This is a genomic window from Oerskovia sp. NPDC060338 (genome assembly GCF_042726295.1).
Lineage (GTDB): Bacteria > Actinomycetota > Actinomycetes > Actinomycetales > Cellulomonadaceae > Oerskovia > Oerskovia merdavium.
Map to the genome: position 1 here is coordinate 17520 of NZ_JBHXCQ010000017.1, position 21864 is coordinate 39383.

Annotated in this window: 17 protein-coding genes; 13 read left to right on the forward strand and 4 right to left on the reverse strand. The window is 72.1% G+C overall.

Translation table 11 applies throughout. The features are described from left to right. The first annotated feature begins 57 nt into the window (after window positions 1–57). From ACFWGN_RS19230 to ACFWGN_RS19260, 7 genes are all read left to right on the forward strand, one after another. The gene (locus ACFWGN_RS19230; protein WP_377619143.1) at window positions 58–1209 is read left to right on the forward strand and encodes an aromatic acid exporter family protein; all 1152 of its coding nucleotides are present in this window, start codon (window positions 58–60) and stop codon (window positions 1207–1209) included. A 77-nt stretch (window positions 1210–1286) separates the two neighbouring features. Then, window positions 1287–1550 carry a type II toxin-antitoxin system prevent-host-death family antitoxin gene (locus ACFWGN_RS19235; RefSeq protein WP_354508284.1) on the forward strand — a complete coding sequence of 88 codons (264 nt, stop codon included), beginning with the start codon at window positions 1287–1289 and terminating at the stop codon, window positions 1548–1550. Between the two features lie 12 nt (window positions 1551–1562). Then, the gene (locus ACFWGN_RS19240) at window positions 1563–1988 is read left to right on the forward strand and encodes a type II toxin-antitoxin system VapC family toxin (RefSeq protein ID WP_377619146.1); all 426 of its coding nucleotides are present in this window, start codon (window positions 1563–1565) and stop codon (window positions 1986–1988) included. Between the two features lie 9 nt (window positions 1989–1997). Continuing rightward, a complete protein-coding gene (locus ACFWGN_RS19245) occupies window positions 1998–2351 on the forward strand; it encodes a DUF2516 family protein (RefSeq protein WP_377619148.1) in 354 nt (117 codons plus the stop codon). Window positions 2352–2356: 5 nt separating this feature from the next. Then, window positions 2357–3355, forward strand: a complete 999-nt coding sequence (locus ACFWGN_RS19250) for an asparaginase (protein ID WP_377619150.1) — start codon at window positions 2357–2359, stop codon at window positions 3353–3355. Further along, on the forward strand, window positions 3352–3777 hold the full coding sequence (dtd, locus tag ACFWGN_RS19255; RefSeq protein ID WP_377619152.1) for a D-aminoacyl-tRNA deacylase: 426 nt from the start codon (window positions 3352–3354) through the stop codon (window positions 3775–3777). Before ACFWGN_RS19250 ends, dtd begins: the two co-directional genes overlap by 4 nt. A gap of 257 nt (window positions 3778–4034) precedes the next feature. Then, window positions 4035–5594 carry a glycosyl hydrolase family 18 protein gene (locus ACFWGN_RS19260; protein ID WP_377619154.1) on the forward strand — a complete coding sequence of 520 codons (1560 nt, stop codon included), beginning with the start codon at window positions 4035–4037 and terminating at the stop codon, window positions 5592–5594. Between the two features lie 92 nt (window positions 5595–5686). Here the strand turns inward: ACFWGN_RS19260 and ACFWGN_RS19265 are convergent, their stop codons facing one another. Together ACFWGN_RS19265 and ACFWGN_RS19270 are read right to left on the reverse strand one after the other, a co-directional pair. Next, window positions 5687–6697 carry a CorA family divalent cation transporter gene (locus tag ACFWGN_RS19265; RefSeq protein WP_377619155.1) on the reverse strand — a complete coding sequence of 337 codons (1011 nt, stop codon included), beginning with the start codon at window positions 6695–6697 and terminating at the stop codon, window positions 5687–5689. After that, a complete protein-coding gene (locus ACFWGN_RS19270; RefSeq protein WP_377619157.1) occupies window positions 6694–6996 on the reverse strand; it encodes a hypothetical protein in 303 nt (100 codons plus the stop codon). The genes ACFWGN_RS19265 and ACFWGN_RS19270 overlap by 4 nt, the downstream gene beginning before the upstream one ends. Window positions 6997–7457: 461 nt before the next feature. Here ACFWGN_RS19270 and ACFWGN_RS19275 point away from each other — a divergent pair, with 461 nt between their 5' ends. From ACFWGN_RS19275 to ACFWGN_RS19290, 4 genes are all read left to right on the forward strand, one after another. Further along, entirely contained in the window at window positions 7458–10487 is a 3030-nt protein-coding gene (locus tag ACFWGN_RS19275; protein ID WP_377619158.1) for a LuxR C-terminal-related transcriptional regulator, read from the forward strand. Between the two features lie 186 nt (window positions 10488–10673). Then, complete coding sequence (locus tag ACFWGN_RS19280) at window positions 10674–12638, forward strand: glycosyl hydrolase family 18 protein (protein ID WP_377619160.1); 1965 nt, start codon at window positions 10674–10676, stop codon at window positions 12636–12638. Between the two features lie 264 nt (window positions 12639–12902). Next, window positions 12903–15557 carry a glycosyl hydrolase family 18 protein gene (locus tag ACFWGN_RS19285; protein WP_377619162.1) on the forward strand — a complete coding sequence of 885 codons (2655 nt, stop codon included), beginning with the start codon at window positions 12903–12905 and terminating at the stop codon, window positions 15555–15557. Between the two features lie 236 nt (window positions 15558–15793). After that, window positions 15794–16504 (forward strand): hypothetical protein, encoded by a 711-nt coding sequence (locus tag ACFWGN_RS19290; protein ID WP_377619164.1) that lies wholly within the window; start codon window positions 15794–15796, stop codon window positions 16502–16504. Between the two features lie 79 nt (window positions 16505–16583). Here ACFWGN_RS19290 and ACFWGN_RS19295 read toward each other — a convergent pair whose 3' ends face one another. Both ACFWGN_RS19295 and ACFWGN_RS19300 read right to left on the reverse strand, forming a co-directional pair. After that, window positions 16584–17300 carry a peptidase gene (locus ACFWGN_RS19295; protein ID WP_191802148.1) on the reverse strand — a complete coding sequence of 239 codons (717 nt, stop codon included), beginning with the start codon at window positions 17298–17300 and terminating at the stop codon, window positions 16584–16586. A gap of 181 nt (window positions 17301–17481) precedes the next feature. Beyond that, a complete protein-coding gene (locus ACFWGN_RS19300; RefSeq protein ID WP_377619165.1) occupies window positions 17482–19320 on the reverse strand; it encodes a DUF4012 domain-containing protein in 1839 nt (612 codons plus the stop codon). Window positions 19321–19441: 121 nt separating this feature from the next. Here ACFWGN_RS19300 and ACFWGN_RS19305 point away from each other — a divergent pair, with 121 nt between their 5' ends. Together ACFWGN_RS19305 and ACFWGN_RS19310 are read left to right on the forward strand one after the other, a co-directional pair. Beyond that, window positions 19442–20038, forward strand: a complete 597-nt coding sequence (locus ACFWGN_RS19305; RefSeq protein ID WP_377619167.1) for an RNA polymerase sigma factor — start codon at window positions 19442–19444, stop codon at window positions 20036–20038. A 56-nt stretch (window positions 20039–20094) separates the two neighbouring features. Further along, the gene (locus ACFWGN_RS19310) at window positions 20095–21552 is read left to right on the forward strand and encodes a hypothetical protein (RefSeq protein ID WP_377619169.1); all 1458 of its coding nucleotides are present in this window, start codon (window positions 20095–20097) and stop codon (window positions 21550–21552) included. Window positions 21553–21864: the final 312 nt, after the last annotated feature.

Consider the following 21864-nt stretch of genomic DNA (forward strand, 5'->3'; position numbering starts at 1 on the left):
CCGCACGGACTGACCCCGGGTTCCGCCGGGTCACCGGGACCCGGTGAGCAGGAGCGCATGACGCAGTCGCAGGACACCTCCGACGGGACCGCGGTACCGGAGCCGGGGGCCGTCGAGACGGCCCGCAAGGCCTTCCGTCGGCTGCTGCTCCGCGCCAGGCTCCGCCAAGGGCGCTCCCGGGTGAGGGCAGCGTTCTGGCCCATCATCCAGGCTTCGCTCGCGGCCGGGATCGCGTACGGGATCGCGCACTACGTGTTCGGGCACCCGTACCCGTTCTTCGCGCCCGTCTCGGTGTGGGTGTGCCTCGGGTTCAGCCTGGACCGGCAGGTGCGCAAGGTGGGCGAGCTCGCGATCGGGGTCGCCGTGGGCGTGGGCCTGGGCGACCTGATCGTGCACTTCATCGGCTCGGGGTGGTGGCAGGTCGCGGTCGTGCTCGCGACCTCGGCCCTCGTCGCTCGCTTCATCGACCGCGGTGCCCTGCTGGCGACCCAGGCGGGCGTGCAGGCGATCGTCATCGTGGGACTGCCCGCTGCCCAGACGGGTGGTCCCGGCGGGCGGCTCGTGGACGCCCTCGTGGGCGGGGCGATCGCGCTGCTCGCCGCGACGCTGACCCCGGGGGACCCGCGCCGTCGACCCCGCATCCTGGGGGACGAGGCGACCACCGAGCTCGCCGAGACGCTCGAGCTGCTCGCGCGCGGCTTCCGCTCGGGCGACGCGGACGACCTGGACGCCGCGCTCGTGCGCGGCCGGGCGTCCGAGCCCGCGCTCGAGGAGTGGCAGGCCACGGCGACCAGCGCGCAGGAGCTGTCCCGTGTCAGCGCGGTGGGCCGCAAGCACCGCACCGAGCTGGGCGACCTCGAGCGCAAGGCCGTCCTGGTCGACCGGGCGATGCGCAGCGTCCGGGTCCTCGCACGCCGTTCGCGGCCGGTCGCCGGGCCCGAGCACGACCTCCTGCCCGTGGCGGCCATCGTCGACCGGTACGCGGCGGGGACCCGGGTGCTCGCCGAGGCCATCGGGGCGGGCAAGGACCCGGTCACGGCCCGCGAGATCCTCGCGGAGACGGCCGCCGCGGCGGACCCCAGGACCGTGGGCGCGGGCGACTGGCAGGTCCAGTCGCTGGTCATGCTCCTGCGGTCCCCGATCGTCGACACGCTCGAGGCCGCGGGGATGTCTCCGCGCGAGGCACGCGAGGCCCTCACCGAGCTCTGAAGCGACGCCCGGAAGCTCGTGAGATCCGATCGCGTGGAGGTCTACGCAATCCGGGCACGTGCCGGTACCTTCGGGGGATGGAGGTTTCCGTCAGCGCCCTGCGGGCCGAGCTGAAGTCGTGGATCGAGCGGGCACGTGACGGAGAGGACGTGGTGATCACCGAGCGCGGCATCCCCGTGGCGCGGCTGAGCGCGGTGGGGAGCGCAGACCTCATCGCGTCGCTGACCAGGGACGGGCTCCTGACGCCGGCCACCGAGGAACGCCCCGTCCACACGCCGCCGGCGCGCCCGGCCGCGAAGCAGTCGGCGATGTCGGGCCTCGTGCGCCGCATCCGACGCTGACCGGCGGTCCTCGTGGCACTGGTCTACTTCGACGCGAGCGCGCTCGTGAAGCTGTGCGTCGCCGAGCCCGGCTCCGAGCTGGCCAGCGCGCTCTGGAACCGGGCGGACGTGGTCACCACGAGCCGGCTGTCGGACACCGAGGTCCGGGCGGCCCTCGCCGCGGGGGAGCGGTCGGGGGTCCTCGACGCAGCCGAGCGGGCAGAGGCCCTCGCGACGTGGGAGCTGCTGTGGCCCGCGCTGCACCTGGTCGAGGTCTCCCCGGGGGTCCTGGACCGCGCGAGCGCCCTCGCGGGTGCCAACGGTCATGCGCTGCGCGGGGCCGACGCCGTCCACCTGGCCTCGGCGCTGACGCTGCGGCACGACGACGCGATCTTCGCGGTCTGGGACGAGCGGGTGGCCGCGGCAGCCCGCGCGGAGTCGCTGCGCGTCCTGCCGTAGGCTCGGAACGTGATCAGCTTCGGTGGAGCCCAGTGGCTCGTCCTCGTCGTCCTCGCGGTCGTGGTGTTCGTCGCCCAGGCCGTCGCGCTCATCGATGCGCTCCGGCGTCCGGCGAACGGGTTCACGGCCGAGGGAAAGCTCACCAAGCCGATCTGGTCGGCGATCCTGGGCGTCGCGGCAGCGATCGGATTCCTCGGCCTGCCGCCCATGATGCTGACGAGCGCCAGCTTCCTCAACCTCATCGCGCTCGTCCCCGCGTTCATCTACCTGGTCGACGTGCGCCCGCGCCTCAAGCCCTACGGGTTCGGGCGTGGTTCGGGAGGCTCCGGCGGGTCGCGCGGCGGCCGTCCGGGCGGGTGGTGACACCCGTGCTGCGCTCGGCCGCTCCGCTCGCGGAGGTGGTCCGGGGCGACCTGGTCGAGTCCGTGCACCTGGGCCACCTGGTCACCCTCGATGCGTCAGGTGGTGTCGATCTCGCGGTGGGCGACCCGTCGACCGTGATCTGGCCCCGCTCGTCGGTCAAGCCGTTCCAGGCCGTCGCCATGCTCCGTCACGGCCTGTCGCTGCCGCCGCGCCTCCTGGCACTGGCCGCCGCGAGCCACAACGCCGAGGACTTCCACCTCGCCGGGGCGCGCGAGATCCTCGCGGGCGTGGGCCTCGACGAGTCGGCGTTGCGCAACACCCCGGACATGCCCGTCTACCCGCCGGCGGCGTTCGCCTGGCAGGAGCAGGGCAACGGTCCGGCCTCGATCACGCAGAACTGCTCGGGCAAGCACGCCGCGATGCTCGCGACGTGCGTCGCAGCGGGCTGGGACACCGAGACGTACCTCGATCCTGAGCACCCGCTCCAGGTCGCGATCCGCGAGACGCTGCTCGAGCTCACGGGGGACGATGCGTCCGGGCTCCACGTCACGGTGGACGGCTGCGGTGCGCCCTTGTTCTCGACGACGCTGCAGGGTATGGCGCGGGCGTTCGGCCGTCTGGCCGGTGCGCCCGTCGCCGATCCTGCGTCGCCCGAGGCCCAGGTCGCCCGCGCGATGTCCGCGTTCCCGGAGATGGTCGGTGGGACCGGTCGTGACGCGACCGACGTCATGCGGGCGGTACCGGGCCTCGTGGCCAAGGACGGCGCGGACGGCGTGTACGGGGTCGGGCTGCCCGACGGCCGTGCGCTCGCGTTCAAGGTCCTCGACGGGTCGCCGCGCCCGCGGCCCGCGGTGCTCGTCGCCGCGCTCGCGGCGCTCGGTGCGGGCGATCTTCCCGGGGCTGACGCCGACGCGCTCGACCGCGTGGGCCGCACCCCGGTCCTGGGCGGAGGAGCGCCCGTGGGAGAGGTGCGCGCCGCGTTCGCCTCGGGGGCCGCCTCATGAGGGCGCTCGTCCAGCGGGTCACGCGCGCGAGCGTGAGCGTGGGCGGGGAGGTCGTGGGGCGCGTCGACCGGCCCGGCCTGGTCGCGCTCGTGGGCGTGACGCACGACGACGGCCCGGCCCAGGTCGAGCTGGTCGCGCGCAAGATCGCCGAGCTGCGGATCCTGCGCGACGAGCGGTCGGTGCTCGACGAAGGGGCCCCGGTCCTGGTGATCAGCCAGTTCACGCTCTACGCGGACACCAAGAAGGGCCGACGACCGTCATGGAACGGCGCGGCCAAGGGGGACGTCGCGGAGCCGCTGGTCGATGCCGTGGTCGCTGAGCTGCGCGCCAAGGGGGTAGAGGTCGCGACCGGGGTGTTCGGCGCGGACATGCAGGTCGAGCTCGTCAACGACGGGCCCGTGACGATCCTGGTCGAGGCGTAGCGTCCTGGCGCGAATGGTGACCGTTCGCATTGTTTCGAGCCCTTCGAGGACTTTCTACGGGAAATCCCTTATGTGACCGCTGTGAACCATGTGGAACACTCGTACATCTTTCGTGCGTGAGCCTGGTTAGGTTCGAAGAGCCCAGCATCTGGGGCTCCGGAACGGTCCGGGGCCCGCAGCACGGAAGACGAAGAGGCCTCCCTTTGCACGCATCTCGAACCACTCCTTCACCGGGGCGCCGCCGAGCGCTCGGCGCGATGGTGTCCGCGACGACGCTCGCGCTCGTGGCGACCGGCCTGGTCGCGGCCGGCAGCGCGACGGCAGTCCCTGCTGCCCCTGCGGCAGCCAGCCCCAACGGCGAGAACGACATCAACGGCTACCGCAACGTCGGATACTTCATGTCGTGGGCGCCGGAGAACTACGGCTACACCGTCAAGGACTTCCAGGAGTCCGGTCAGGCCGACCAGATCACGCACATCAACTACGCATTCGGGAACATCCACCCGACCGACCTCTCGTGCTTCATCTCCGACAAGGAGGGCACGCCCGAGGTGGGCGGCAACGACGGTGCGGGTGTGGCGGGGGCCGACTTCGTCGACGCCGTCAGCGCCGAGGACTCGATCGACGGGGTGGCGGACACGGCGGACCAGGCCCTCGCCGGGAACTTCAACCAGCTCCGCAAGCTCAAGGAGCAGAACCCCGACACCAAGGTGCTCGTGTCGATCGGGGGCTGGACCTGGTCCAAGTTCTTCTCGAAGGCCGCCGCGACGCCCGAGTCGCGGGAGAAGCTCGTGTCCTCGTGCATCGACCTGTACCTCAAGGGCAACCTGCCCGTGATCGACGGTCGTGGCGGCCCCGCTGCTGCCGCGGGCGTCTTCGACGGGATCGACATCGACTGGGAGTGGCCCGGAGCGCCGGACTGGTCGCAGCACCCCGAGAACCACATCGACCCCGTCAACGACAAGGCGAACTTCACGGCGCTGCTCGCCGAGTTCCGCGAGCAGCTCGACGAGTACGGCGCGTCGCAGGGCGAGGAGTACCTCCTCTCGGCCTACATCCCCGTGAACCCGACGGTCATCAACGCGGGCTGGGACGCCCCGGCGATCTTCGACTCGCTCGACTACGGCAACATCCAGGGCTACGACCTGCACGGCGGATGGTCCCCGAACCTGGCCGGGCACCAGTCCAACCTGCACGACGACCCGACGTTCTCGGGGGACATCTCGGTCGAGCAGGGCGTCGACCTGTACCTGAGCCGTGGCGTCGACCCGGAGCAGATCACGGTGGGCATCCCGGCGTTCGGGCGCGGCTGGACCGGCGTCGAGGACGGCGGCACGAGCGGTGCCTGGCAGTACGCCACGGGCGTGGCCCCCGGCACGTTCGAGGCAGGCAACAAGCAGTACTTCGAGCTGCGTGACCTCGGCACCGAGTACTTCGACGAGGCGACCGGTTCGTCGTGGCGCTACGACGGCAACGAGTGGTGGTCGGTCGACACCCCGCGCGCGGTCGAGTTCAAGGCGAGGTGGGTCGCGGAGAAGGGCCTCGGCGGTTCGATGTGGTGGGACCTCGCGGGCGACTACGAGGACGAGCTGGTCGGCACCGCTGCGGACGTCTACCGGGCGTCACCGACGGGTCCGGTCGACTCCGGGGCCGCCGGCGGCTGCTTCCCCGCGTGGAGCGTGGCGGGCACCTACACCGCGGGTGACGTGACGTCGCACGAGGGGGTCAACTACCAGGCGAACTGGTGGGTCCACACCAACGCCCCGGGCACCGAGACGTACTGGAGCCCGTGGCGCGTGGTCGGCTCGTGCGTCTGACCTGACGCGAGCCCCGCGCACCCGACGCCGTCGGGACCACGACCTGCCTGTCGTGGTCCCGACGGCGTCGGCGCGTCCGGGTGCGCGAGCGGTCAGCGCAGCCAGCCTCGCCGCTTGATGTAGACGAGCGGGATCACGGCCGCCACGAGGGTCACGAGCACGATCCACGGGAAGCCGAGCTCCCACTCGAGCTCGGGCATGCGCGTGAAGTTCATGCCGTAGAACGACGTGATGAGCGTCGGGGGCAGGAACACGGCCGTGATGATCGTGAAGACCTTGACGATCTGGTTCTGCTTGACGTCGAGCGAGGTCATGATCGCCTGCTGCAGGTAGCGGACCTTGTCGTGCTCGAAGCTCGCGTGCTCCTTGACGCCGTCGATGTCCGCGATGAGGGTCTCGACGAGCCCCGCGAGCACGGGGTCGGTGTCGGCGATCTCGCTGCGCAGGTGCCGCGCGGCCCGCTCGAGCGAGAGCTGCGACTCCTGCGTGCTGGAGACGATCTCCTCGGCCCGGTTCATGCGGGAGATGGTGCCCTGCATGTCGGTCACGCCGATCTCCCGACCTCGCCGGTCGTAGCCCAGCGTGGCCTCCTCGATCTGGTCCGACATCTCCTCGAGCAGGTCGCTCGCGTGGTGGATGACGCGCTCGGCGGCCTCGTTGAGCGCGTAGACGAGGGCGTACATGACGCCGTACGACGACTGCACCAGCCGCGGTGTGCGCCGCATCCGCGCGATGGCCTTGTCGAAGATCGGGTAGTGCCTGGTGGGCTGGAGCGTCGCGACGCGGTCGGGGGACAGCGCGAACACGAGCGTCTCGCGGGCGACCCGTTCTCCTTGCCGGTACGTCGCGACGACGGGCAGGTACACGTGCTCGTCGGTCTCCCAGACCCGCCCGCCGGCGACCGCGAAGTCGACGCCCTCGTCGCGGGCGTGCTGGAGCGCACCGGGGTCCTGGGACGCGACCTGGAGCCAGTGGCGGCGCAGCGTGCGGGGGTCGAAGCGCTGTCCCGGGGCGGGGGAGGAGCGCGTGGTCGGCGTGGGCGGGACCCTGTGCGCGTCGTGCGCGCCGGGCGACTCGAGCAGGGTGGGCGGCGTGGTGGTCACGGGGTCACCTCCTGCACGGGCACGCGGCCCGACGGCGTCGCACCGGGTCCCGCGGTCGAGGTCATAGCGGAGGACGTCACCGCGGTGGTGGGAGCCTCCGGAGCCGCGTCCGCTCGGGAGGCCACGAGGTGGGTCCCGAGCAGGGCCGTGCAGATGAACAGGTAGAGGCCGATCGTGAAGGTGATCGACTGTCGTTCGAGGTTGGGCCGGGCGGGCGCGGGGTCGCCGCGTCGCTCTTGCGGCACGCGACCGCCGAACGTGGTGGGGCGTGCGGTGCTGAGGTGGGTCGTCGTCGACATGCTGGTCCTTCCCGGCGCCGTGCTCTCGACGGTGCCGACCGGACGCCGGGCCCGACGGCGCGCTGGAGCGCGGGGTCGAGGAGCGGCGGGGGAAACGGTGCACGGAGCGCACTGGCGACCGCCCCGGAAGGCCGGCCGGAAGGGCTGACGAAGGTCAGCGGGCAGGACGAAGGGGTGCGAACGCGCAGTGCGGGGATCTATGACTGCTGCCGTCCTGCATCGCTCTCACCTCCTTCTCATCTGCTTCTGGTTCCGTGCACGTACTGAGGTACCGAGCATTCGGCAGTCAGGACGGAGGGACGAGGTCACCCTAGACCTGGTCTCCGGTGGCGGCAAGCCACCACGGGGGAGACCGTCGCGGACACGCATGGGTAACAGCACAGGATGCCTGGCTTTACGTCGGGTTGTTAACATTCCTGAGAGTCGTCCGGCCATCGTTGCCCCGGACGGGAGGGTCTGACATGCCAGCCAGCCAGCAAGACTTCCTGACCTCAGAGCAGGGACGCGCGTCCCGCACGGCCATCGAGCACCGGCCGGAGAGGCTGTCCTCGCGGAGGGCGGAGATCGACCTCGCGCTGGCCGCGGTCGCGGACGGCCGCGGCGCCTTCGTGTGGTCGGGCGAGCCGGGCATGGGCGCGAGCACCACGCTCGAGCTCGTCCACGAGGCTCTCCACGAGACGCAGGGGCCCCGCCCGCCGCTCGTCCTGCGGGTCGCGCAGAGCGTCGGCGCGCAGCGTTCGGGGGGCGCGGTGCGGTCGATCGTCTCGCAGCTGGTCCAGGCGACAGGGCGCCACGTCCCCGACCGCCTCGTGCGGCCGCTCGACGTCGCGGACCCCGAGTACGGCTACCTCCCGGAGGTCGGTGCCGTCGCGCTCGCGGAGTACCTCGAGGAATCGGTCCCCGACCGGACGGTCGTGCTGCTCGCCGACGACCTCCACCTGGTCGACGAGATCAGCCGGGCCGTGATCGTGGGGCTCGTGGCCCAGCGACGCGCCTCGCTCGTCCTGCTCGCGACGTCGGTCCCGGGCGGGTTCGAGCGCCCGCTGCCGTACCCCGTCGAGGTGCGTGAGCTCGCCCCGCTCGGGCCCGCGGAGGCCCTGCACCTCCTCCTCGTCGAGGAGAGGCTGTCCGTCGCCCCGCACGTCGCCGCGAGGCTGTCGACGCACCTGGCGGGGAACGCCGCAGCGATCTCGCAGACCGCCCGGACGCTCTCGACCGAGCAGCTCGCGGGGACCGCCATCCTGCCGGACCCGCTTCCGCCGGTCCCCGCGGTGCGCAGACTGCTCGGCGAGCGTCTCGGCGAGCTGGCGCCCGACGAGCGACGCGCGCTGCTGATCGCGGCCGTCGCGGTCGTCGAACGCACCGACATCCTGCTCGCCGCCTCGGGCCTGAGCATCGAGGAAGTCCTCGACGGCCCCCTCTCGGGGTACCTGTCGCTGGTCTCGGGAAGGTTCGCCTTCACGGATCCCCGCGTCCGCTCGCTCGTGCACGGCGAGGCGCGGCTCGCGGACAAGACCGCAGCGCACCTGCGCCTGGCCACGGTCCACACCGCGGTCGACGAGCAGGACATCGCGACCTGGCACACGGCGCTCGCAACCCTCGCGGGCGACGCGGCGCTGGTCCCCGGCCTGGTGTCTCTCGCGCAGCGCCTGCTCGACCGGGGCGACGTCGTCTGGGCGCACGAGGTAGCGCGCGAGGCCGCCAGCCAGGCCACGGGGCCCGAGCGCGGGGAGGCCTACGTCCTCGCCGGCACCGCTGCGCTCCAGTCCGGGCACGTGCACGACGCCGCGGACTGGCTGCGGCGGGCCGCCCGCTGCGACGGCGCCGTGAGCGCGGCCCAGATCCTCGGCCCGCTGGTCGTCGCGCTCACGCACGTCCAGGGGCAGGTGCCCGACGACGTGATCGCGCCCTACCTCGCGCTCGCCGACACCGACGACGCGTGCACGTGCTGCGTCGACCGGGACGGAAGCCCACGGGAAGCGGCTGGAAGCTGCGAGATCGGGGACGTCGTGCGCGGGCTGACGAGCGCGGCCACGCTGCATGCCGAGCGAGGCGACGGCGTCGCGGCCGCGCAGGCGTTCGACGCGGCCAAGCGCCTGGCCCGGCGCTGCACGCAGGGCGTCGGGGGCCTGGACATCACCCGTTCCTGGCTCGCGAACTACGGGGTCGGGGAGCGCGGTGAAGGACCGTGCGCACCGGGTTCGGCCCTCACCGCGGAGCAGGAGGCCTACTCCCAGGTCAGCCGCGCCATCTCGCTCGCGGACGAGGACGCGCTCGACGTCGCGGGCCAGGCGCTCGCGAGCGCGGTCGCGAACCTCGCCCCGGTGCACTCCGGGGGCCGGTGGTTCGACACCCCGTCGGGGGCCGTGACCCCGTACGTCGAGGCACACCTGCGCCTCGCCCAGGTCCTGGTCCACTTCTGGTCGGGGAACATCACCAGGGCGCGCCGCGAGCTCGAGGAGGCGGCCTTCCGGCTCCCCGTCGGCCTGCCGTTCGCGGGGACCGGCGTCGCGGTCGCCCGGCGCCTCGACATGGCGGTCCACGGGAGCGTCGGGACGCTCGCGACGGCGCTCGAGGAGACGTGCTCGTGCCCGACGTCGCGCCCGGTCCGGCTCGGCCTCCTGGTCGACCGGGCCATCGGGGCGTCGTTCGCACGGCACCACACCCAGGCGGCGACCCTGCTCGAGCTCGCGGCGGAGACCGACCGACGGGACTGCGCGCACATGCTGCACCTGCCGGGCATGGACGACGTCGAGGCGTGGGTGCTCGCGGGACGGCCCGACGCGGCCGAGCGCGCTCTCGCCCGGCGCAGGGTCGAGGCCAAGGACCTCTCCCCGGCGAACCGGGTCGCGACGCTCGCCCGTGCGGAGATCGCCCTGGCGCGTCCGGAGGACGCGGTCGTGCTGCGCGACGCGGTCGCGTCGGCGGGTCGCGGGATCGCCTCGCCGTTCGAGCACGGCCGCACCGAGCTGTGCCTGGGGCGCGCGCTCACCCGGTGGGGGGACCTGCCTGCCGCGCACGAGCACCTGCTCTCGGCAGTCGAGCTCCTCACGCAGTCGGGTGCCCGGGCGTGGGCGCGGCAGGCGCAGGAGGAGCTGGGCCGGGTCCTCGCGCTCCTCGACGACGGTCTCGCGACGCCCGACGCCCGTGTCACCCCGTCGTCGCACGGCGGTCCCGGCACCCCGGGTGGAGCCGGGGCGGGGACGGGAGCGACGTCGTCGGGCCTGGGGAGGCCACGGCTCGCCGCGCGCGAGAGCGACGTGTCCGACGACGCGCTCGACGAGCTGCGGGGGCGGTGGTCCGACGAGCTGACCGAGCGAGAGCTCGACGTCGCGCTCCTCGTGGTGCAGGGCGGCTCCAACCGTGAGGCGGCGGACCAGCTCTACCTCTCCGTCCGCACGGTCGAGGTGCACCTGGGACGCGTCTTCCGCAAGCTCGGGGTGCGCTCGCGGGTCGAGCTCGCGGTGCTCGCGCACCGCGTCGGGCGCTGAGAGCACGTACGTCCGCGGACGGTACGTACGGGGGAACACCTACGCGGACCCGTGTATGTACGCGAGGTGAACAATGTGGGAAACGCTGATTCACGAGGGCGTGGTCGCTCCCTAGGGTCGGGGTGTTCCTGGGCAACGACGTCCGGGGTCACCGGGCCGAGCGCCCCCACCCAGTGAGGTAGACACATGCGACTGAGAACCCCACGAGGCCACGCGAGGAAGGTGGCCGCGGGACTGACCGCGACGGCCCTGCTCGCCGCGTCCCTGGTCGCCGGCACCGGCGCCGCGACCGCAGCCCAGGTCCCCGCAGCCACCGCGACCGCCACCTCTGGCGACAGCGCGATCAACGGCTACCGCAACGTCGCGTACTTCACCCAGTGGGGTGTGTACGGGCGTGACTTCAAGATGAAGGAGCTCCAGGACTCCGGCGCCGCCGCGGACCTGACGCACCTCAACTACGCGTTCGGCAACATCCACCACCAGACCCTCACGTGCTTCGAGGCCAACAAGGCGCAGGGGACCGGCCCCAACGGGTCCGACGGCGCGGGCGACGCGTGGGCCGACTACGGCATGGGCTACACCGCGGCCAACTCGGTCGCGGGCGTGGCCGACGCCTGGGACCAGCCGCTCGCCGGCTCGTTCAACCAGATCAAGCAGCTCAAGGCCAAGAACCCCCAGCTCAAGGCCATGCTCTCGATCGGCGGCTGGACCTGGTCCAAGAACTTCTCCAAGGCCGCCGCGACCGACGCGAGCCGCAAGAAGCTCGTGTCCTCGTGCATCGACCTGTACCTGAAGGGCAACCTGCCCGTCGTCGACGGCCGCGGTGGCGCCGGTTCGGCAGCGGGCGTGTTCGACGGCTTCGACATCGACTGGGAGTGGCCCGGCTCGCTCAACGGCGAGGTCGGCAACATCGTCGACGTCGCGAACGACAAGGCGAACTTCAAGGCGCTCCTCAAGGAGTTCCGCACCCAGCTCGACGCGTACGGCGCCACGACGGGCAAGCACTACCAGCTCAGCGCGTTCCTCCCGGCCAACCCCGACGACATCGCGTCCGGCGGGTGGAACGACCCGGAGAACTACCGGTACCTCGACTTCGGGAACATCCAGGGCTACGACCTGCACGGTGCCTGGAACAAGACCCTCACGGGCCACCAGGGCAACCTGTACGACGACCCGACCGACACGCGTCCCGCGGACAAGCGGTACAGCGTCGACAAGGCCGTCAAGGCCTACCTCGACGCAGGAGTCCCGGCCAAGCAGCTCACGGTGGGCCTCGCGATGTACGGGCGCGGCTGGAAGGGCGCGACGTCGTCGGCCCCCTGGGGCGTCGCGACCGATGCAGGGCCCGGCACGTGGGAGGCCGGCAACGAGGACTACGACAAGCTGAAGAACCTCGGCACGGGGTACTTCGACCCGGTATCCGTGGCCTCCTGGCGCTACGACGGCAACCAGTGGTGGAGCTTCGACGACCCGAGGTCCGTCGGTGTGAAGGGCGACTACATCGCCAGCAAGAAGCTCGGCGGGGCCATGTGGTGGGACCTCACGGGCAACCAGGACGGCTCGCTGCTCAAGGGGCTCGCGACGAAGTTCCGCGCCGCTGCGACCGGACCGGTCGAGGGCGGCTCGACCGGTGGTGACCCGACCGGGACGGATCCGACGGGCACCGACCCGACGGGTACTGACCCGACCGGGACGGACCCGACGGGCACCGACCCGACGGGCACCGACCCGACAGGGACGGACCCGACGGGCGGGACGGGGACGACGTGCGCGCCGGCCTGGTCTGCGAGCAGCCCCTACAACGGTGGCGCGACGGTGTCCCACGGCGGCAAGAACTACAAGGCCAAGTGGTGGACCCTGAACGAGACCCCCGGCACGGCTGGGAGCCCCTGGGAGCTCGTCGCCGCGTGCGGCACGACCGACCCGACGGGTGGCACGACCGGTGGGACGACGGGCGGCACGACCGGTTCCACCGGTGGCACGACGGGCACGGGGACGTGCACCGCACCGGCCTGGTCCGCTTCCGCGACCTACTCGGGCGGCGCGACCGTCTCTCACCAGGGTCAGAAGTACACGGCCAAGTGGTGGACGCAGAACAACGTGCCCGGAGCCGAGCAGTACGGCCCGTGGCAGGCGCTCGGCGCCTGCTGACAGCCGAGCCGGGGGCGGGCTACCCCGCCCCGCCCCCGGCTCGCACCCCCGGCCCCCGCCGAGGACCGACGCCCCACGAGGCTCGGTCGTCGGCGGGACCCACGGAGCGGCTCTCCGCCGCCGGACCGGGGTCGGTCGCGCAGGGGCATCGCCTCGTGCCCGACCGACCCCGGGTCCAGCCCCTCCTCCCGCAGGGTGACGCCCTGCGGTCCTCTGCGCTGCATGCACACCGTGTGCCGCGCTCCGCACAACGAAGGCAGATTCATGCACGTGAAACTCACCGGGCACCGCGCTCGGGTCGGCGCGGCCCTCGCGACGACGGCAGCGTTGCTCGCGACGATGGTCGTCACGGCCACCGCCACGTCCTCGACCGCAGCCACGGCCTGCGCGCCTGCGTGGTCCTCGACGGCCACCTACACCGGGTCCGCGACAGCCTCGTACGGCGGCGTGAACTACCGCGCGAAGTGGTGGACGCAGGGCAACGTCCCGGGAACCGAGACGACGAGCCCCTGGGAGTCCCAGGGGGTGTGCGGCACCCCCGACCCGACAGGGACGCCCGACCCCACGGGGACGCCCGACCCGACAGGGACGCCCGACCCCACGGGGACGCCCGACCCGACCGGTACCCCCGACCCGACCGGCACCCCCGACCCCACGGGGACGCCCGACCCCACGGGGACGGCCACGCCGCCCGTGACCCCGGCGACGGGCCACGAGGCGTGCCGTCCCGACGGCATGTACAAGACCCCCGGCGTCGACGTGCCCTACTGCGACGTCTACGACGCCGACGGCCGGGAGAAGCTCCCCAACGGGCTCGACCGCCGCGTGATCGGGTACTTCTCGAGCTGGCGCACGGGTGCCAACGGGCAGCCTCGCTACCTCGCGAGCGACATCCCGTGGGACAAGCTCTCGCACATCAACTACGCGTTCGCCCACGTGGGTGCGGACAACAAGATCTCGGTCAACGCACAGGCAGCGGGCAACCCGGCGACGGGCATGACGTGGCCGGGCGTCGCCGGTGCGGAGATGGACCCGGGCCTGCCGTACCAGGGGCACTTCAACCTGCTCGCGAAGTACAAGAAGGCGAACCCGGGCGTCAAGGTGATCCCCGCCGTCGGCGGCTGGGCCGAGACGGGTGGGTACTTCGACGCGGACGGCAAGCGCGTCGCGTCCGGCGGTTTCTACACCATGACGGAGTCCCAGGCGAAGATCGACACGTTCGCCGACTCGACGGTCGCGTTCATCCGCCAGTACGGGTTCGACGGCATCGACATCGACTACGAGTACCCCACGTCCAACAAGGGCGCGGGCAACCCGGACGACTTCGCGTTCTCGGACGCCAAGCGCGACAAGCACTTCCAGGGCTATGTGAACCTGCTCAAGACGCTTCGCGAGAAGCTCGACAGGGCGGGCGCCGAGGACGGCGAGTACTACATGCTGACGACCGCGACGCCGTCGTCCGGGTGGTTGCTGCGCGGCATGGAGGCCTTCCAGGTCGTCCAGTACCTCGACTACGTCAACCTCATGTCCTACGACCTGCACGGTGCGTGGAACGAGCACGTCGGCGGGAACTCGCCGTTGTTCGACGACGGCAAGGACCCCGAGCTCACGGCCGCGGGCGTCTACACGGCGTACCAGGGCATGGGCTACCTCAACGGCGACTGGGCCGCGCACTACTTCCGCGGCGCCATGCCGGCAGGGCGGGTCAATCTCGGTGTCGGTTTCTACACGCGGGGGTTCCAGGGAGTCCAGGGCGGCGTCGACGGCATGGGGGGCAAGGCGGTCCCGCCGTCTGGCTTCGCGTGCCCGGCGGGCACCAACGGCAAGTGCGGTTACGGGGCCGAGGGCGTCGACAACCTCTGGTTCGACTCCGATCCCCAGGGCAACGCGGTCCCGGCGGGTGTGAACCCGATCTGGCACGCGCTCAACCTCCAGAAGGGCATCGCGGGCGACTACGCGGCCTCCTACAAGGTCCCGACGGCGGTCACGGGCTCGTACGTGCACCACTTCGATCCCGTGACCAAGAACGAGTGGTGGTGGAACGCGAGCAAGAAGGTCTTCCTCTCGGGGGACACCACGCAGGCCATCGGCGCCAAGGCCGACTACGTCGCGGACACGGGACTCGGCGGCATCATGATCTGGGAGCTCGCGGGCGACTACGGCTACAACTCGACCAAGGGGCAGTACGAGATCGGTCAGACCATGGTCGACCTCATGCACGCGAAGCTGAGCGCCACGACCGCCTACGGGGCCACCAAGGCCAACGCCGACCGGGTCATGCCCCAGCAGGCGATCGACATGAGCATCGATTACACCCAGTTCGCGCTCGGGGACAGCAACTACCCGATCAACCCGAAGGTCGTCTTCACCAACCGGTCGAAGACCGACATCCCGGCGGGGGCGACCATCTCGTTCCAGTACGGGACGACCGACACGGGTGAGATGAGCGACTGGTCCGGCATGAAGACCGCGACGATCACGAAGGGGCACACGGGCCCGAACGTCGGTGGGCTCAAGGGTGACTTCCACACCGCGCAGTTCACGGTGCCCCTCGGCGGGATCCCCGCGGGCGGCAGCATCACGAACCAGCTGAAGTGGACCATGCCGATCGCGCAGTTCTCGAACGTGATCGTCACGATCGGAGGTGTGTCGTACTCGACGACCTACGACCACCCGCGGGGTGTCACGGTCGTCGAGCCCACCGGTGGCACGACGGGTGGCTCGACCGGCGGGACCACGGGTGGCTCGACAGGCGGGACGGGGACGTGCCTCGCGCCGGCCTGGTCCGCGACCGAGACGTACACGGGCAGCAAGGTGGTCAGCCACTCCGGCCGGACGTGGACGGCGAAGTACTGGACCCAGGGCGAGGCTCCGGGTTCCAAGGAATGGGGAGCATGGGCCGACAGCGGCGTGTGCTGACGACCTGAACCGTCACCGGACCCGAGGTCGGTCAGGCAAGGTCCTCGTCCAGCCTTGCCGGCCTCGGGTTCGACACCCGGGATACGGGATTCCCCGTACCCCGCGGGCAAGGATGTGGGTTCCCCTCATCTCCGTCCCGGCCCGGCATCAGTAGCGTGAAATCGTCCGAGGCCCCGGCGCGACTCTCCCCAGTGAGTCGCGCCGGGGCCGACCTACATGAGTGAGGCAGTACCCCTGTGGACAAGCACCAGTCGATCCTTCTTCCGGCCGCACCAGCGGCTGCGGTCGCGGACGCTCCCCAGCCCGCCCGACGACGCCGCACCGGCCGCGCACGCCTCGTCCCGATCGCGGGGGTCGTCCTGGGGGTAGGGCTCCTCGCGTCGGCCTGCACCGGGGGCGCGACGGACAAGGCCACGGCGGACACGGACCCCTCGGGTTCCGGGCCGGCTGCTGCCGAGCATCACGACGAGCACGAGGGCCAGCACACCAACACCGTGGACGTGGGCCCGCTCGCTCTCTTCGCCGCCGACTACTGGTCGATCGTGCAGCCCTCGGAGGGCCTGACCCAGGTGCGGGCCGGAGGCTGCCCCGAGGGTGAGTCGTGCCCGAGCTTCGACGTCCTGAGCGGTGATGCGGTCGGTGAGGTCGACACGGCGCAGGCCTACGTCCCCGAGGGGGCGTTCTGCCCGGGCCCGGGCAGGCTCGAGGTGGGGGCGTCGAAGGAGACCAGCACGCTGGACGTCGAGATCGACGGCGCCAAGGGCACCCTGACCCGCTTCGACCTCAGCTGCGTCGACGCGAACGGCGCCGAGCAGATGACGGTCGAGCAGCTCCAGTGGTTCATCCCGGAGTCGCCCAACGGCCCCACGCTGATCGCGGACCGCTGGGCCTTCGAGGGGCTCGAGTCCCGCCTCTACGCGGGTACCTGGGCGACCGCGTCGGCGTAGCCGACGCGAGACCTGGTCGTCGCACGCACGAAGGCCCCCGGTGATGAACACCGGAGGCCTTCGTGCTCTGCGGGGTTCGTCAGGCGTTGCCCTTGCGACCGCGACGGGCGACGAGCACGAGGCCGCCACCGACGAGCAGGAGGGCCGCGCCGATACCGACGAACTTGCCGACGGTGGCACCGGTCTCCGCAAGGCCGCCCTGGGAGTCCGAGACGTTGGCCACGGTCGTGACCTTCCCGTCGACGGTCGTCCCCGGGGGAGGTGTCGTCTTGCCCGGCGGGTTCGTGTTGCAGTTCGGGCTGGACGGCGGGTAGGCCACGGAGACCGTGGTCTCAGGGTTGACCTGGAACAGGACGTCGACCGTGGGGCGGACCCAGCCGAAGCTGCCTCCCTCGACCCATTCACCGTCCTCGAACACCCAGCCCGGCCAGCCCGTGGGCTCGCCAGCGGCGTTCACGGTGGCCCCGGGCCACAGGACGCGCCCGGAGAGGGGCAGCCCGGCCTGGACGACGTTCTCGCCCGACGGGTTGAGCCAGGTGATGGTGACGGTCTCGTTCGGCGTGCCCGTCACGTCGACGTCGTACACGAGATAGGGCACGTCGCCGTCGCACACGGGCTGGAGAACCGTGAGGTCGATCGTCGGGGGCGGCGTCGTCTCGACGTAGTCGCCGGTGGTCGGGGTCGGGGCGGGGGTCTCGCTGGAAGCGTTCGCCGCGGGGCCGACGAGAGCCGTCGCACCCACGAGCCCTGCGACGACGAGTCCTCGCGCCCAGAGTGTGGTCCTTGATGTGCTCATGGCGTCATCACCAGTCTTGTTCGTGGCGGTCGATGAATGGGAGGGTCAAAGCTCTGGTGCGCGTCGGTACCGTCAATGGACCCTGGCTTGTCAGGGTATCGACTATCAGGTGCCAGATGGACGGGTGTCCGGGGTGAAAACCTGTCGGCGGAGAATTGTTGCTCCGCCGTGATCTTTTCCGTCACCCGCAGACCGGCACCTCGATGGTGGCAAGGCCTCCCTGACGGATGGTCGGAGTCGACCAGACGTCGATCTGCCCGGTGCCCGACGAGGCGCTCGTCCCACCTGTCCCGCCGCTCGTGACCGTGAACGTGACGCTCGTGCTCTGTCCCGGGGAGAGCTCGCGCTGGAGCATCGCGACGGCGCGGCCGTGATTCTCCACGACCTTGCTGCCGGTCAACGTCCCGTCGGCGGTCGTGTTCACGATGCGTCCACCGCGCGGTGGGTAGAGGAAGAGGTCGGTCCGGATGTTTCCCGGCGGTGTCCCGGAGATCCCGCCACCGGTCACGTACCAGGGCAGGTCGGTCGCGGCGTCGGCGGGGGCGTTGGACGTGAGGTCCACGCGGAAGGTGTCGGAGCGCCCGGACGCGGTGCACTCGCTCGACACGTGCTGGACGCTCGAGTCGAGGTAGTAGTCCATCTTTCCTGCGGTCGCGTCGTTGAAGAAGACGCCGACGGTGTCCGCGGCCCGCTCGGAGGAGTCGATGTCGCCCGAGACGACCGTGTCCGTGAGCAGCTCCTGCTCGTCCTCGTGCGCCGACCACACGAGCATGCGGTGCTCGCTCGATGCTCGTTGAAGAGCGCTGAGCAGGCTCGCCGGATCGGTGCTCCCCGACAGGGCCACCGACAGGACCGACGACGCGACGGCCGCGAAGAACGCGTCGGTCTCCTCGCCGGGATCGAGCTCTTCGTAGGCGTCCGAGAGGAGGGTCGAGACGGCGTTGCCCGCGTCGATGGTGGTCCCTGCGACGTCGACCGGCCCGGTCGCCTCGAGCAGGTAGGACAGCGCGACGGGGTCGAGCGTGAGGACGCCGTCGACCTCCTGCCCCTGCGACGCCGTCCACATGTCGGCGCTCAGACGGGCGGCCGTGGGGAAGTCGGGGGTGAGGACGGTGTCCTGGACGTACGTCGCCAGGTTCGGACCGAACAGGTTCTCCTCGGCGGGCGTCAGGGGCCGGATCCCTCCGGGGAACGGACCCACGGCACTGGTCGAGGCCTGCCCGGTGAGCGTGATCGTCCCGTCGTCGGTGCCGATCGCGGCGAACGCGCCGGGGATGCCGCCCGGCGCGCGGAGCTCGGCACTGTTGAGGGCCATGACGACGTAGGTCCGTGGCCCCCCGGCACCGAGCATCGCGGGCAGGAGGGTCGTGGTCCGGTGCGCGGTCGTGACGAGCCCGTCGAGCGTGTCGACCTTGTCCTGGAGATCGACCACCGGCCCGGCGAGCTCGTCGTGCAGGTCCGCGACGTCGAGCGCGTCGACACGGTCCACGACCGCGGTCATGGTGCCCGCCGCGGACTCGATCTGCGGGGCCGCGGCGGTGAGCGGCGCGAGGTCGACCGTGCCGTCGTGCACCTGGACCCCGCCCTCCGACACCGTGGCCGCGGCGGCTGCGAGCGGCGGGAGCACCTCCTGGGTGATCTCGTCGAGCGCCCAGGCCGCGGTCGAGAAGGCGCGGACGTCGGCGCCGAAGAACGGTGCGCGACCTGCGAGCCACCACAGCGGGCCGTCGGTGCTGGCGCGCGCGTCCGCGGTGAGGGGCTGGACCTCGGCCAGCGCAGCCTCGGCAGCGCCCCCGTCCCCCGAGCGCAGCGCTTCCTCGACCGCCGGGACCTTCTCGATCGCCTCGGTGAGCGAGGAGCGGGCCGCGAGCGCGTCGCGCGCCAGGAGCGCGCCGCACACGAGGAGCGCGACGAGCAGGAGGAACAGGGAGAGGATCACCCACCCTGCCGTGCGCCCCTTGCGCTTCGTCGGACGGGTGGCGGGCTGCGGCGTCGGGACGGCGGCGTCGGGGGCGCTCATGTGCCCAGGGTAGAGGCATGATCGTGGCTGGAAGGGCACTCGGACCGCGTCGTGGTGCAAGGAGTCGCCCGGCCACGACACAGGGAGGGTGATGATGCCGGCGATCCCACCTGGAGCCCCTGTGACGCCCCCGCCCCGCGACGACGCCTGGTTCGAGGCCTTGTTCACCGCGCACACGACGGCGGTGTACCGGTACTTCCGCCGTCGCCTGCCCGCCCAGGTCGGTGGGGCGGGCCCGGACGCCGAGGACCTGACGGCCGAGGTCTTCGCGACCGCGTGGCGGCGCCGCGCGGACGTCCCCGAGGAGGCCGAGCTCCCGTGGCTCTACCGCACGGCGGGCTTCGTCCTCGCGAACCACCGGCGCAAGCTGCGCCCGGTCCTGGTGGCCGACGTCCCGGAGGAGCCCGACGACGTCGACCCGATGTCCCTCGCGCTCGGTGACGACCACGTCCGCCGGGTGCTCGCGGCGCTCTCGTCCCGCGACCGCCGCATCCTGCTCCTCAACGCCTGGGACGGTGTCTCCGGGGACGAGCTCGCCGAGATCCTCGGAGTGAGCCGAGGCGGCGCCGACGCGGCGCTGTCGCGGGCAAGGTCGCGCCTGCGCGAGGCCTGGGCAGCCCAGGCCAGGGCGGGCGACACGGGCGAGGTGCCGGTCGTGCAGGTCCGTGCCCGGACGGCGACGCCGACGCTTCGCCCGGTGCAAGACCCGGAGAGCTGACGACACAGACGAGGTAGAGGATCCGGGCCCCCGGATCGACGAGCTGGAGGCTCCCGATGAGCACCGACGACCGTACCCCTGGACCGGCCCCCGAGCCCCGCGACGAGGCGTACGAGCGCGTGCGCGACGCCGACCCGGCCGCGACGGCGACCCCCGACCTGGGGGCCATCGCGGCCAAGGACGAGACGGTCCGTGCGCACCTGTCCGGCGCGCCGGCCCCGAGCGAGGCCGCACCGCGGACGGTCCTGCCGTCGTCGGGCGGCAGCGCGCTGCCCCCGGAGGTCGAGGCGGCAGACGCCGACCTGCCCGACGAGCTGGCCGTGCACCGCGCGCGGCGTTGTCGCCGCTTCCCGCTCACGGCCGCTGCCGCGGTCGCGGGCGTGCTCGCGTTCGGCGTGGGCGGGTACGCGCTGGGGAGCGCGAGCGGCGGGGGCTCCGGGTCGATCGCCTCGACCGCGGACGCACCCATCACCCTGCAGGCGCCCGGGACCGAGCAGGGCGAGGCGTCGAGCCTGGCGGCCGACAGCAAGATGAGCGGCCTCGGGTTCGGCGGGTTCGGTGGTCGTACGGTCTTCACCGCGTCGGGGCTGGCGACCGAGGGCGGCTCGGCTCCGGCGTGGGCCCTCGACGCGGCGGGCGTGTTCTCGGCCGAGTCCGCTGCGCGTGTCGCGGCCGCGCTGGGCCTCGCGGGCGAGCCGCGGCAGGAGTACGGGGCGTGGGTCGTCGGGGCGAACGACGGCACGGGCCCCGGGGTCAACCTCCAGCCCGACGGCCAGGCGAGCGTGTCGTTCAACGACCCGACCAAGGACCCCTGGGGTTGCGTGCTCGTGGACCCGGGCACGGGGTCGGACTCGCCGAGCAGCGAGGAGATGCAGGTCGACCCCCAGGCGGGGTGCGGCCAGGCAGACCTGGGCGAGGCGCCCACGTCCGACGCAGCGATCGCGGCGGCGCGGGACGTCCTGACCTCGCTCGGGGTCGACCCGGCGGGGTACGAGCTCACGACCGAGTCGTTCGACGAGGAGGGCAGGGCCGTGTCGGTCACGGCGGCACAGGTCGTCGAGGGGCAGCGCACGGGGCTCGCCTGGAACCTCACCTACTCGGGTGCCGGGCTGTCGTCGCTCTACGGCTCGCTGGCCCCGACGGTGTCGATCGGGGACTACCCGGTCGTCAGCCCTACCGTGGCGGTCGAGCGCCTGGGCGACCCGCGGTTCGCGGGCTCCGGGATGATCGCCTACGCCCGGGACGGGCAGGTCGGCATCATGGAGGACTCGGCCGTGGCGTCCGTCGAGCCGACCGAGCCGACCGTGCCCCCGACGGCCGGTGAGGGCGCCACGATCTCCTGGCCCGTGAGCGACGTGACGATCACCGAGGCCCGCCTGGGCTGGGCCGTGCACTACCAGAACGACGGCGGCGCGGTGCTGGTGCCGTCGTACGAGTTGAGCGACGCCGAGGGCAACGCGTGGTCGGTCGTCGCGGTCACCGACGACGAGCTGGACTTCGCGTCCGTGGGCTGACGGCCGACGGCGACGTCCCCGCCCGCCGGGTGAGGCGAAGGGGGTGCCGGGGGTGACGCGACGAGCGTTGCTCCCGGCACCCTTTCTTTTGCTGCCATTTCCGAGAGTCCACGGCAGAACCCTCCGGCTTTTGATTGACCATCGACAAAAGGGGGGTTAGGGTCAGGCCACGGCCTCGGCCCGGACAGCAGGAGCACGCCCCGCAGCAGCGAGAGTGCGCCCGCCCCGGGCTCGCAGGCCCGTCGAGGGCGACGAGGCCCTCGGCTCGCCACATCGGCCCCGGTCCCCGGGGTCGACGGGACCAGGAGCGAC